Genomic DNA, 12,902 nt, shown 5'->3' with positions numbered 1-12,902 from the left:
GGGCCGTGAGTGGCTGATCGCGTATGGCCGGGTAAAAGGACTAGCCAGGAATGATGCTCCGAGGGAATCGTCGAGGACGGGTACGCAGCCAAGGATCGTGTCGCTTGGCAGTTAATGGGGCTCTGCCTCACTTTGTGTGGTTCATTCGCCGTTGGCGAGGGATGCCGCTATGTGCGGGCATGCGAACGAAAACAAAATGGTCCCCCGGCCCAGGGGCTAAAATACGGGGTGTCGCGCTCACTGATGATGACAGTTGGCTTGTTTCCGCTGCCGGACCGGCGTTCGGCATTTTGCCCAGATTGCGGACGACGGACCCGAAGTCGGCATGGCTGGTCCAACCGCAGCCTTCAGAATCTGCCGGTCCAGGGCAAGACCGTGACGGTGAAGCCTCGGTTGAGCCGCTGGCGGTGCGCACATCAGAAATGTGAACGACAAACATTCACCGACCGTCTGCCGACGATTGCTTCCCCTTGGAGGGTCGCGGAGATTGTCGGTCTGCTCGGCCATAGCACCGGCGGCCGTCCCGGCGAGCGCTTGATGCGACGGCTCGGCATGCCGGTCTGCGACGACACTATCCTGTGGCAGCTGAAGCGAGATGCCGCGGTCGCTCACAGCAACTCCACCATTCGGGTCGTTGGCATCGATGACTGGAGCTGGCGGCGATCATGGCGCTACGGCACGATGATCGTGGACCTGGAGCGCCATTCGGTTGTCGACATCCTGGATGACAGAAGCGTGGCGAGTGCGTCGCAATGGCTAGAGCGGCACCCTTCCGTCGAGATCGTGAGCCGAGACCGATGCGGGCTCTATGCGCAAGCTGTTCGCGAGGGTGCACCGCAAGCGCGCCAGGTGGCTGATCGGTTCCATCTCATGTAGAATCTGCGGGTCGCAATCGAGGAGCAGATGAGCCTTTCGGGCCGCGCCACGGGGCCTGCATTGCTGCCCGATAAGGGTATCGGGAGCGCGCAAGTCGATCTGATGCAGGATGATCCGCACGTTGACGCAACGCATCGGCGCCGGGTGCGCCACGCTCATCGACAATCGCGGCAGACGGTGTTCGAAATGGTTCACGCCTTGCGCAAGGAAAGGGCTGTCCTGTTCCGAGATCGCCCGTCGTACCGGCTACGGCCGGCGCAGCATCGCCAAATGGCTGAATTTCGACACGCCACCCGACCGACGCAGGGCCGCGTCGAGCCGACGTCACCCTTATATTTCGAGGCGTTTCTTAGCCAGTCCTGGAGAGACGGCAATCGCTGCGGACGACACCTGTTCCACGATATCAAACAGCGCGGCTACACGGGCAGTTTCTCGAATCTGGAGCGGCTTCTCCCAAGCTGGCGCCGCGCCGAGAGGACGGGCGAGGACAGTGCGTCGCCTGCTTCGATCATACGCCATCAACCAGCCCGCGATGCTGTCCCCATCCAGGATCCGGCGACCGGCCATGTGATCTCGCCGGTAGTCGCCGCGGCCCTCTGCATGAAGGCCCGGGGTATGCTGACGATCAACCAGGCGAGAAAGGTCGACGTCCTGAAGCAAGGATCACATGAGTTTGCCACGATGCGCAGGCTTGCCATGCGCTTCCGCGGCATTTTGCGGGGCCTGTGAATTGGACAAGCTCGACACTTGGATCGAGGATGCCGTCAACTCCGGGCTCGTCGCCATCACGCGTTTCGCTCGGGTCCTACGCCGTGACGTTGACGCCGTTCGCAATGCCATTGAATTACGGTGGAGCAACGGCCAGGCGGAAGGGCAGATCAACCGCCTGAAGACGATCAAGCGTGCGATGTACGGCAGAGCGGGCTCCGAACTCCTTAGGGCACGCATGCTGCCACTCAACCGGCCTGATCACCACACAAAGTGAGGAAGAACCTGGTTAAGTGCAAAGCGACAATTGCCTCGACGGCGGGTCCCGGCAGGTTTATGCTGCCCAATGTTACCGCAATCCGGAATGGCGATTGAGTACCTTCACGAGTGAAGGGATTCCCGCGGTCTTAGAGATGAGTTGTCGAATGGCGCGAAGTGGCACAGAATCGTGTGTTTGATATCGATCAGGATCGCGAGCTATTTCAGGCGCAGAGAGGTGTTGCGCCCGATGCACAAGTTGCTCCCGGTCCAACGGAAGTGAATGGGGTGGAACTGCTTTGTTGGCCAAATTGTTGACGGAACGTCCGGCGCCCATTGTTGCTACATGTCTGGATTCTTGGGGCGTTTTGGATGATGCAATCCACCATCTCACTCCAAAGGGCAGTGGAATCTGGAACAATGTCGCTTTTGTACGCACGACATCCTTCGTGCCCGATTGGCATATCGTCTTTAACTCTGCTTCTCTTTTTGGGCTCCCTGTTGATATCGAGGCGAGCCCAAACAGGACAATTTTTGCAATCGGCGAACCGCCGACGAAAGCTCATCGCGCATTTCATGAAGGGCAGGGGAAAAATACTATCGTCCTGACGTCTGACGCAGAGCTGGCTGCTCGGCAGAATGCAGGGCGCCGATTCGTTTTGGCTCCACCTATCACTCGGTCTTGGTCTGTAAACAAGACATATGACCAACTTCTGGTCAGCGAAGTCGTGGACAAGCCGCTTCGGCTCTCATGGATTACCAGTAACATCGCCCTGCTTAAAGGGCATCGATATCGGCTGGCGTTTCTGGAACGGCTGAGAGAGGAGCTCGATTTTGACCTGTTCGGCCGAGGTTTTCGGCTGATTGGAGATAAATGGAACGCACTCGCACCTTACCGTTACAGTATAGCTTTCGAGAATACTCGTGCTGATTACTATTTTACAGAGAAGCTTATGGACTGCTTCGTTGCTGAAACAATGCCGATCTATTACGGCAGCCCGGCAATCACGAGGTTCTTCCCTTCGGACTCAATGGTTCTGATTGACCCAGAGGACAAGAACGTAATCCAAAAAATTCAAGAAATCATCAACTCGGACCTCTGGAAGGAGCGTCGCGGCGCAATACGAGAGGCGAAGCGGTTGGTCCTCGAGAAATACAATACGTTTGCTTATCTCGCGGGCTTCATCGAAAGCGTTCAGGATAAACCCTTACCGCCAGAAATTATACACATCGATTCGCCTGAGGTCGATTTTGGAATAGACGAATGAAGTACTCCAACGCTCGCTTCGCGTGCCCGGCGGTTGGTGGTCTGGCGAGATCGGTACGGAAAGCTCGGCGGAGAATGCCTACTGCGCAGAACGGCCGGTACGGGCGCACGAGGTCATGCGCCCCCGGCTGCCGCTGATTAGACGAACTGGGGAAGGCCAGGAACTGAATTGAGGACCTCGTCCACGAGTTCGTCGCCGACACGTTCCTTGGTGAAGGCGATCGTCTCGTTGGCGAGGCCGGCGATCTTTGCCATGCTGAGACCCTCACTCATCAATTGCTGGCCGAGCCCCATAAGGCCGCCACCCTCTGGGTCGTCGCCATGATACTTCGCTACTAATTCCGAAGCTCCCGGAATGGCCTCGATCATGCGGGCAACGGGACCGTCGGCCGCGTGGCTTTGCAGGAAACCCAGCATTAACCCAACGGCCTTCTCTGCGAGAGCCGGGCCGATGCCGGCACCAGTGGCGATGCGCGGTAAGAATTCTTCCATGCAGGGTCTCTCTCTCTTTACACGGGGCCGGTCCGGCGCCCAGCGCCCTTGGCCGAACCACAATTGAACTCCACAAAAATAGGCCGAGCGGAAGTGCTATTGCGCGTAAAACCGCCTCTGTCAACGCAAGCTGCGTCGGACGTGCGTATTTCGCAAAAACGAGACAGTCGTTCCGCTAAATCGGGGACAGCAGTTTCACTAATTCGCGGACAGCAGGATGGGGTCGGCGCTCGGTTGCCTGGTTGAAGTCATTTGCGATTGATTTCGCCGTTTTCGGCGCCGGTCAAGGGCAGCGGTGTTTTTTGCTTTCTCATGCTCGCCGATCATGGCGTGCCACTGGGCGATCGGCAGTTGGGCGGTGATCAGCGTTGATTTCCGGCGATAGCGTTCCTCGAAGATTTCCAGCAGATCGAGACGCTGCTGGTCGGTCAGGCTGTGGGTGCCCCAGTCGTCAAGGATGAGCAGTTGCACCCGAGCCAGCTTGTCGATGAGACGGGGAAAGCGGCCGTCGCGACGCGCCAGGGCGAGATCTTCGAACAGAGGCGGCATGCGCAGGTAGAGCACGGAATGATTCGAGCCGGGCGGCCTGACGTCCGAAGGCGCAGGCCAGCCAAGTCTTTCCGGTGCCGGTCTGCCCGGTGATGACGAGGTTTTCATGCGCCTTCAGCCAGGCGCCTTGGGCCAGCTGTCGCTTGGCACTTAATTGGGGTCTCCCTCACTTTGTGTGGTTCATCTGCTGTTAGTGGCGCTGTCGCTATGGACGGGCATGCGAACGAAAACGAAATGGTCGCCCGGCCCAGGGGGTGACATCGCCACTGCGGTCCTTCGACCAAGTCGATTCAATTCTGAATTTCGGCCTTTAGATGTTTGTAGCGATTGAATCAGCGACCAAGATCCGGGCAATCGCGGTTATGGTGACCGCGAGCCACTAAGCTTGTGCCGTACCCTTACAATGATTCATCAAGGCGTTTACCTCGGCAATCACGAGATCCGGCGTGATGTCGAACTTGCATCGGACTTTGACCGGACAATGCCGCACTTGGTCCAGACCACACCCGCGACATTCAATAACACTCATAAGCATGCTGACCAGGGGACCTCGAAACCCCCAAATCTCCGGTAGATGTGACGCCGTGAAAATGCCGATAGTAGGGCGGCCAAGCTGGGCAGCGACATGCCCGGTGCCTGAATTGTTCGAAACGACGAGCGCGGCCGAATTCACGAGATAATTGAATTCCAATTCCGACAAGTCGACAGCCGTCCGAATGTTCGCGGCTCCACGATCCCGAGCTATGTTCGCAACCTCCTCAAGCGCTTCCAGGCATTCGCCACGGGCAACGAGGACCACCTCACCACGGGTCGAAAGAGCAGCGACAACTTTGCCAAAACTTTCAATCGGCCAATCTCGCAGGCTGGAATTGGAGAACGGAGCCACGACAATCGGGGCATTGCCTGTAGTCGAATTCTGTGGGTGACCCGCTCCGCTTTCGAAATAGGCAGCTGCCTTTGCGACCAGAAAGAGGAGGATTTCTGACACATGCTGGAGACGCGCCTGCTTGCGGTCAATGAACCAATCAAGCCATCTACGAGGGATTTTGTTAGCAAGCCCTATTTTTTGGACCAGCTTGTAGAGGATGGTTCTGCGCAGTTTCAGATTGAATGGCGCTATCGCAATATCGATCTGATGCATGCTGTACGGATCAACTATCGCCGCACGGTGCCTGGCGGGGACTTCAAGCAAGATGGGCCTTGTTTCTTCCGGAACACGCATATCAATGGCAAGATCAAACTCGCCGGTCAGCAGCGGCCTTATGTCGGCGGCTTTTTTGCGCGTTTTGACTTTTGGGTTGCGAGGAAAAAAGTCAAAAGCAATGTGATCGTCGGCGAGGTCGAACTGTTTTGCAGTAGCGATGTTCCAGCTTCCCACCACCAGCGTAATGTGGGCATGCGCAAAACGCTGACGAAGGTCCTTTAGGGGCCCTAGAGACATCCAAAAGTCGCCGACATGATCAAGCTTGAGGACCAAAATTCTCATCCTTGCGCTTGACTGTTCCGGCTCTTCCCAGCTGCGGTATATAATTTGATTGCGGTCGTGCTTTGTAAAATATGCCATTGCCATTCCGAAGATTATACGGTCAACACTGATAGCCAGTGACGCGTGTGTAGGGTTGGAGTGCTCCCCACTTGTCCGCGTCTCCGCAAGAATTCTGCCATCAGATCCAAGCCGCGCTCCAGCAGGAGCTGTCGGGCGAAGTCTGCATCTCTAGCGGTGGTAGCGCGCCAAGAAGCCAGCTATGTCCCGACCCGCAATGTGAAGGGCTTCGTCACGGTCTTGCATGCAGTGAGTTCGAGAAACGCCGAGTAGACGGCGATCGCCAAGCCGCCGTCCCCAGATCTCGAGCATAACGGCAGTGGCCTCGCTCTTTGGTCGATGCTGATCCTGAATGAGACCGTCGCCGCCGGCGACGACATCGCCGGCCGGATTGACCGTCTCCGGCACGCCCTGTCGCTGTGGTCCCGCATCATGGTGGTTAACAAAGGACCCGCCGCAGGCGCTTTTTTCTGCGCGTCCGGGTCGTCCAACATGAAGTGGACGAATCAACCCTGTGATGAAGTCGACCGCCTGCCAGCAGTGAGCTGGCAGGCGGCGTCGATGAACACGTTTATTCGCCGAGCTTGGATAGCGGCATCGCTATCACGCTGAGAGCCTGTTATGCTGGTCCAGCGTTTGATCGCAGTCTTGATCCGTGCGAGCAGCTTGTGAGGGATGCAACCGAACGAGGCGCTGCTCCCACAGTCGTCGCAGGCCCTCCATCACAGCGTCACGCTTAGCCTGATCCGGCGCAATTGTATTGAGGAGATCTCCCAACATGGCTTCGCCCTCAATCCGCATCAGCAGATTAAACAAGTCGTGTGAAATTCGCACACTGTCACTGTTGAAGTGGGTCGTGCTGATCTCGCAGTGAGTTTCCCGACGATCTGGCGCTTTGTAAGCGCGGGTTTGATGGAGGGACACATAGGGCGGCAACGAAACCGCAAGCGCAGTCCAATCCTGCAGCGTTGCAGCCCGCTTTTTTACCAGGAAGGGCCCGACCACAAGTCCATCCAGCTCTGTCGTCAGAAAGGTGGCAATCGCGTCTGCAACCGAATCCACGATCGGTTCGGCATTGTTGTTAAAGGACGTATTGAGCAGAATTGGAGTGCCTGTGCGCTTCTTGAACGCATTGATGACCTCCCAGTACGCGGGATTGGCGTTGTGCGATACTGTTTGCAGGCGAGCGGTACCGTCGACGTGCGTGATGGCACCGAGCAAGGCGCGCTTTGAGTCACGCACGCGAACGACGAAATTCATGAATGGAAATTCGTGCCTACCGTCCGGGAGGTCGAAAAATTCGCTCGCATCCTCCTCCAGCACAGATGGCGCGAAGGGCCGATAGCCTTCGCGCTTCTTGACCATCGCATTGATCCGGTCCTTGTTTGCGGCGGGCCGAGGGTCGGCAAGAATGCTGCGGTTGCCCAGCGCACGTGGCCCAAACTCCGAACGACCCTGCACCCAGCCGATCACGGCGCCGTTGGCGATCCAGTCGGCTGCACTGCTTGCCACGTCATCAGAGCGTTCAACCTCGAGATGTCCGGCCCATGCATTCAGTTCCTGTTGCACGGCGCGCTCGCTCCCGAGATCAGGACCCCAATAGACCTCCTGCAGTCGCTCACACGGCGCGGGGCGGCCCATCTCGTTAGAGACTATCAGCGCAGCTCCCAATGCGCAGCCAGCGTCGTGAGACGCGGGTTGCACGAAGATGTCTTCGAAAAGCCCTGAATACAGCAGCTTACCGTTCATCGTACAGTTGTGGGCCACCCCCCCCGCCAGGCACAACCGCTTCATGCCGGTGGCCTCACGGTGATGCCGGAGAATGTGGAACACGATCCGCTCAAGCGCTTCCTGCAGTGACGCACTCACATCTCGATGCTGCTGGGTGAAGGGCATTCCCTTTCGCCTGACCTCGATATTGCGGAGCAACGCCGGACCGATGCGGTCGAGGTGAACACGGTAGCCACCGCCGTTGGCGGAGAGCTCGTAGAACTGCTCGAAGAGCTCGCGATAGGGAGCGGGGTCGCCGTAGGGCGCGAGTCCCATTACCTTATACTCGTCGAACAAGCCGTAGCCGAGATAGCGGATCGTCTCGAGATAAAACAGCCCAAGAGAATTGTTCTCGGGGAAAGCCTCGAGTTGCGTAATTTCTGTGCCAGACCCTACCGCCAAGAGGCCCGATAGGAAATCACCAGAGCCATCAATCGCTAGAATGAGACTTTGTTCGAAGCCCGACATTGCAAAGGCGCTCACGGCGTGCGCCTGATGATGACTTACGAATGAAATACGCGAACTGTCCAACTTAGTGCCGAACTCACGCGTTAACAGATCCTGCACCAACGTTTTAGCATCCAACGGAATGGAGAGAATGTCCGGGTGGGATGCGGACATACCTTCAAGCATGGCGTTGGCATAGGGCTCGCTGGCGTAGAGCGCGACACGATCAATGTCGTTGAGCTGAACCCCCGCCGCTGACAGACAGTATTGAATCGAACGAATTGGGAGCTTGTTGGAGTGTTTCATCCGATTGAGGCGTTCCTCTTCGACGGCTGCTATCACCCGTCCGTCTCGGACGAGCACCGCGGCGCCATCGTGCATAAAGGCGTTCCGAAGCTCGAATCGGTTTTCATGGACTTGGTCAAGTCCGCCGCTAATTCCTAGACACAGCATTTCTTTCTCCACATAGTGACGGGCAAGCCAAATTGGCCTGCCTCCGTTTCCAACTAAATAGGCCGCATTGTCGCTTGCAGCTGCAACCGCCTGTCAGGCATCACCGGCATCAAAGAACGCCTCATAAGGGGTCCGCCTGAATCAACATGAGATGCTTCGATCGTGGCGCCTGCCGTTCCATGACGCCGAGAGCTTGGCTGGATCACCGCGCCGTGAACTGGCCCGATTTCATTCCCCGAAAGACCGTCGCACAGCGAGTGACACGTGCTGCACTGTCCACCTGCTTCCCGGTCGCACATCCGATAACGCCTTCGGCTGTGCAGGAGGCCGCATCGCGTCATGCGTCGGCCAAACATGGCACCGACTGGAAGCACGGCAATACCGCGTAGATGTAAAGTGCGCTGATGTTGTATGGTAGCGCTGCCGGCCGGGTCTCCAATCCGCTGCCCAGACGAGCCGACCGGATCTGCCTGCGGCAATAAGCCCGCCCACAAGCAGAATCGCGCTGGGCAGCGGGCTCGCCTGCAAGACTTCGCAGCTCAGGAACATTGGGGACGACTAGCGTCGAACCGCCGACATGGTCGGCCAGTTGCAACTCACTTCTCGGCACGACCTCCACTGCACGTCAGGGCGCATGGAAGATTTTCTCCTTGGATGGGTGATCGGTGCGGACGTGCTTTTGTCCATGCAAGATTTCCGAAGAGTTATGAAATCGTTTGTTTCGATCAAAGTCATCCACGCTATGAATAGCTGACGGACATGCGCTTCAAAGGGCTTCAGGCTTCCTGGATGGCTACTCCGATTTGAAGCGCGTGGCATTCCATGCGCTCTGTCACAACATTTCAGCAAAGGGTATGAGAGCAAACCCACACTTCTTTTTCGAAATTCGCTTCGAGCATTCGGGATGAGGTGCTGGGCGATTCACGCAGTCCACGGATCGAAGAGCTCTATTCCGAAGCCTTCGAAATCCTTCATATTACGCGTTGCCAGAGTGAGCTCCTGGGCAATCGCTGTGGCTGCGATCAATCCGTCCATTGACGTCAGCCCGCGGCCGCGGCGCTTCGCAAGACCCATCAGATCGCCCCAGGCCAGAGCAACCGGCTCGTCGACGGGGAGGACTCTCTGCTCGAAACGCTGAGGCAGGTCTCGGGCAAGCCATTCGGCCAGCGCCTCACGCTTCCGACCCTCGCCCATGAGAGCAACGCCGCGCCGGATTTCCGCGATCGACACCACGCTGATGAACGAGCGATCCTCGTCGAGCTTGTCCAGCCATTCCAGAACGCGTGCGTCCGGCGCCGGCCTTGTCACCTCGGACAGGGACATTCGTGTCCAGCAGTAGCCTCACAGCGGCAGATCACGCGGTTCATCGCGTTGACGCTCAAGGTCGAGTTCCGCGCCGCGTAGCGGCGACTCCAGCAGAAACTCCGCAAGCGTACCCTTGCGCACCGTCTTGCGTTGCCATTCCTCGGCGGAGACGACAACGACGCTTGGCCTACCGTTGCGCGTGATCGTTTGCGGCGCCGCCTGCGCACGCTCGATGACTTCCGACAGCCGCGCCTTGGCCCGAGCGACGGTCCAGTTGGCATCCTCTTTTGGAGCAGACTGCATTCTGGCCTCCGTGACCATTGTGACTACGGTGACTATATAAAAATGCATAGTGACCGCAACAGGGGAGGGGGACTTTTTTCTAGAGCCCGGACGCCTTGGTGAGATGTTGTCGCAAAAGTTGAGTTCTGCGACGGTGCAAAAGTCAGTTGCAAAATCGTCGCGACAAAGGCTCGGCAGCTCCCCGAAGTAGCCATTTCAGATTGCTTGCAGGTGCGGATAAAGTCCTTTATGCATCGGCACATGATCAAGTCCGCGCCCATCGCTGCAATCTATTATGCGACGCTTCCATAAGGAGCGGCGCGTTTCGATCATGCCTTGAAACAAGCCGCCGTCAGGCGGCTTGTTCATTGAGAGGACCCCCTGGCGGCAATACCAGGAGGATTCCCTATGGCACTTCCCGATTTATCAACCGGTCATTCCGAACCATGTTCGGCCGCTTTGAAGACGCTCATTGAGCGCGGCTATGTAAATCAAGGGACCGACCTGCCGGGTGTCGATGCCGCCTTTGAAGCAGGCGTCGTACCCGCTTACGCTGGTTTCGATGCGACGGCTGACAGTCTTCATGTCGGCCATCTTCTTCTGATCATGGCGCTTCGTCATCTTCAGCAGACTGGCCATAAACCCATCGTTCTCATTGGGGGTGGGACCACCCGCATCGGCGATCCCAGCTTCCGTTCGGAGGCGCGGCCGATGCTGACGGACGACCGGATCGCCGCCAACATTGAAGGGATCAGAAAGGTCTTTGACCGTCTCCTTGTCTTCGGAGACGGCCCGACGGATGCCGTGATGGTGAACAATGCCGACTGGCTGGACAGCATTCGTTGGATCGACATGCTGAGAGACGTCGGCAGGCATTTCTCCGTCAATCGGATGCTCTCTTTCGACAGTGTGAAGTCGCGGCTGGAAAAGCAGGAGAACCTGAGCTTCTTAGAATTCAACTACATGATCCTCCAAGCGTTCGACTTCCTTGAGCTATCCCGCCGGACCGGTTGCCGTCTGCAGATGGGTGGAGCCGACCAGTGGGGGAACATCATCAATGGCATCGACTTGATACGGCGGACGGATGGAAAGGAAGTCTTCGGAGTGACTACGCCGCTTCTGACGACTTCTTCAGGTGTCAAGATGGGTAAGACGGCTGCCGGAGCTGTGTGGCTCAACGAAGATCGCCTTTCGCCATACGATTACTGGCAATTCTGGCGTAACACGGAAGACGCTGATGTCGTTCGGTTCCTGAAGCTTTTCACCGATCTGCCGATGGACGAGATCGAGCGATTTGGACAGGCTGAAGGAACCGAGCTAAACGCCGTCAAAGAACGTCTGGCCAACGAAGCTACGGCCCTGGCACATGGAACTAACGCCGCCAAACAGGCGGAGGCCACGGCTAGCCAAGCATTTGGGCAGGGCGAAGCCGCAGAGGGGCTACCGACGCTTCATCTAAATGACGCCGAGGGCTTGGCCGGAGTAGCCCTTGTGGATTTGCTGGTACGCGCCGGATTGACCTCCTCCAAAGGGGAAGCGCGAAGGGCGATCTCGGGACGAGGTGTGCGGATCAACGGCAACTTCGTCGAGATTGATACAATGATATCGTCCCAAGACCTCCCGATCCGGCTTTCGCTCGGCCGGAAGCGCCACACTGTTGTAAAGTAGGGTTTCAGCAAATGCTGTCGCAGAAATTCTGCCCGCTTAGCGGGGTGGGTTCAACTGATCCCTGCAACACACTCCGCGAACTTTTCAGCTGGGGTTTGATAAAGCAAGGTCTTTCGCGGCCTCTCATTGAGCTGCCGTGCGATCGCGCTGAGCTTAGTCTGGCTGTGCAGGGATAGATCGGTTCCGCGCGGCAGATATTGGCGCAGTAATCGGTTGGTGTTTTCGTTGGAGCCGCGCTGCCACGGCGACCGCGGATCACAGAAGTAGACCTCGACGTCGGAGGCCAAGGTCAGGCGCTGGTGATCGGCGAGCTCTTTACCTCGGTCCCAGGTCAACGACTGGTACAGTTCGCCGGGGAGTTTCCGTGCCTGTTTGATCAGTGCCGAGACGACGCTTTCGGTATCCTTGTTGGCGACCTTGACCAGCATCCCTTCAGCACATCTTCGACGGCATCTGCGACGAACATGGCATCGAGCACCGGCTCACAAAGATCAACCATCCCTGGGCGAACGGCCAGGTCGAGCGGATGAATCGGACCATCAAGGACGCCACCGTCAAGCGCTTCCACTATGACGATCACGATCAACTGCGCCGGCATCTCGCCGACTTCATCTTAGCTTACAATTTCGCGCGCCGGCTTAAGACCTTCAAGGGCCTAACACCCTACGAGTTCATCTGCAAAATCTGGGCAAAAGAGCCCGAACGGTTCCGACTCGATCCCACCCATCAAATGCCGGGACTAAACACCTAGCCTCCACCTTCGTTGCTTCATTGCTAATGAGCTTAGCAGGTGTTCGATGGTAAGCTCGCTGGTTTCTGCGGGTATCGCCCCGAGCGGCTTGAACGCACACGCCACAGAGCAGAGATCGGTCCATTTTGTTACGAACGAACATCTTGCTTCCGGTAGAGCTTTCTCGAACCAAGGTCCGAAAAGGGTCGCGAGCTGTCCGGTTCCCATCTGTCTCAGTAGGGTGGACAACCGACATGCAGCGGTTACCCGCCCATGCTCGTGTGTTGTTGGTTTGAAGGCTGAGGGTCTGTCACTATCCACTTTCCAATCATACGAATCGGATCACTGTCTTCGTGGTCGATATGGCAGGGCTGCTCGTGTCGTCCTGCACACTCGCGATCGTTCCCAACTTGTCCCGGGGAGCCCGTCTTTACGGGGTAATCGAAAACGTCGTGACAGATGCCAACCATCGCCGGACTGGGCTACTGGGCTGGGCCGCGCCGTCCTTCATGCCGCGCTCGACAAAGCATGGAACGCCGATTGCTACAAGGTTC

At 57.5% G+C, this 12,902-nt stretch carries 9 protein-coding genes and 4 pseudogenes; 5 read left to right on the top strand and 8 right to left on the bottom strand.

Annotated features, from left to right (window positions below; genetic code table 11):
• The first annotated feature begins 179 nt into the window (after positions 1-179).
• A pseudogene (locus tag X773_RS75050) lies at positions 180-1,861 on the top strand (ISL3 family transposase).
• Positions 1,862-2,144: 283 nt separating this feature from the next.
• Complete coding sequence (locus X773_RS73815; RefSeq protein WP_198023618.1) at positions 2,145-3,110, top strand: glycosyltransferase family 10; 966 nt, start codon at positions 2,145-2,147, stop codon at positions 3,108-3,110.
• Positions 3,111-3,247: 137 nt separating this feature from the next.
• On the opposite strand, the gene X773_RS65505 is transcribed toward X773_RS73815, so the two are convergent.
• The 4 genes from X773_RS65505 to X773_RS75045 all read right to left on the bottom strand — a co-directional run bounded on the left by X773_RS65505 (position 3,248) and on the right by X773_RS75045 (position 5,714).
• Positions 3,248-3,601 carry a hypothetical protein gene (locus X773_RS65505; protein ID WP_023679095.1) on the bottom strand — a complete coding sequence of 118 codons (354 nt, stop codon included), beginning with the start codon at positions 3,599-3,601 and terminating at the stop codon, positions 3,248-3,250.
• Positions 3,602-3,799: 198 nt separating this feature from the next.
• Entirely contained in the window at positions 3,800-4,165 is a 366-nt protein-coding gene (locus X773_RS65500) for an ATP-binding protein (protein WP_280952125.1), read from the bottom strand.
• Positions 4,053-4,286 (bottom strand): ATP-binding protein, encoded by a 234-nt coding sequence (locus tag X773_RS79365; protein ID WP_348625942.1) that lies wholly within the window; start codon positions 4,284-4,286, stop codon positions 4,053-4,055. Before X773_RS79365 ends, X773_RS65500 begins: the two co-directional genes overlap by 113 nt.
• Positions 4,287-4,529: 243 nt before the next feature.
• Entirely contained in the window at positions 4,530-5,714 is a 1,185-nt protein-coding gene (locus X773_RS75045; RefSeq protein ID WP_198023617.1) for a glycosyltransferase family 9 protein, read from the bottom strand.
• A gap of 318 nt (positions 5,715-6,032) precedes the next feature.
• Here X773_RS75045 and X773_RS0138870 point away from each other — a divergent pair, with 318 nt between their 5' ends.
• On the top strand, positions 6,033-6,305 hold the full coding sequence (locus X773_RS0138870; protein ID WP_031212413.1) for a hypothetical protein: 273 nt from the start codon (positions 6,033-6,035) through the stop codon (positions 6,303-6,305).
• Here the strand turns inward: X773_RS0138870 and X773_RS65495 are convergent.
• The 3 genes and pseudogenes from X773_RS65495 to X773_RS65480 all read right to left on the bottom strand — a co-directional run bounded on the left by X773_RS65495 (position 6,297) and on the right by X773_RS65480 (position 9,971).
• Positions 6,297-8,363, bottom strand: coding sequence for a carbamoyltransferase (locus X773_RS65495; RefSeq protein WP_023679092.1), 2,067 nt, complete (start codon positions 8,361-8,363; stop codon positions 6,297-6,299). The two genes, X773_RS0138870 and X773_RS65495, sit on opposite strands and share 9 nt — an antisense overlap.
• 921 nt (positions 8,364-9,284) lie before the next feature.
• Positions 9,285-9,708: pseudogene (locus tag X773_RS65485) on the bottom strand (type II toxin-antitoxin system VapC family toxin).
• On the bottom strand, positions 9,705-9,971 hold the full coding sequence (locus X773_RS65480) for a type II toxin-antitoxin system prevent-host-death family antitoxin (RefSeq protein WP_023679089.1): 267 nt from the start codon (positions 9,969-9,971) through the stop codon (positions 9,705-9,707). The pseudogene X773_RS65485 and the gene X773_RS65480 overlap by 4 nt, the downstream one beginning before the upstream one ends.
• Positions 9,972-10,358: 387 nt before the next feature.
• Between X773_RS65480 and tyrS the strand changes: the two genes are divergently transcribed.
• Entirely contained in the window at positions 10,359-11,618 is a 1,260-nt protein-coding gene (gene tyrS / locus X773_RS65475; RefSeq protein ID WP_031212411.1) for a tyrosine--tRNA ligase, read from the top strand.
• Between the two features lie 50 nt (positions 11,619-11,668).
• Here tyrS and X773_RS65470 read toward each other — a convergent pair.
• Positions 11,669-12,046, bottom strand: a pseudogene (locus tag X773_RS65470) (IS30 family transposase); the annotation flags it as partial.
• 5 nt (positions 12,047-12,051) lie between these two features.
• Here X773_RS65470 and X773_RS65465 point away from each other — a divergent pair.
• Positions 12,052-12,369, top strand: a pseudogene (locus tag X773_RS65465) (integrase core domain-containing protein); the annotation flags it as partial.
• Positions 12,370-12,902 lie beyond the last annotated feature (533 nt).

The organism is Mesorhizobium sp. LSJC280B00, from assembly GCF_000502835.1.
Taxonomy (GTDB): Bacteria; Pseudomonadota; Alphaproteobacteria; order Rhizobiales; family Rhizobiaceae; genus Mesorhizobium.
This window is presented reverse-complemented; position numbering and strand designations above follow the sequence as displayed.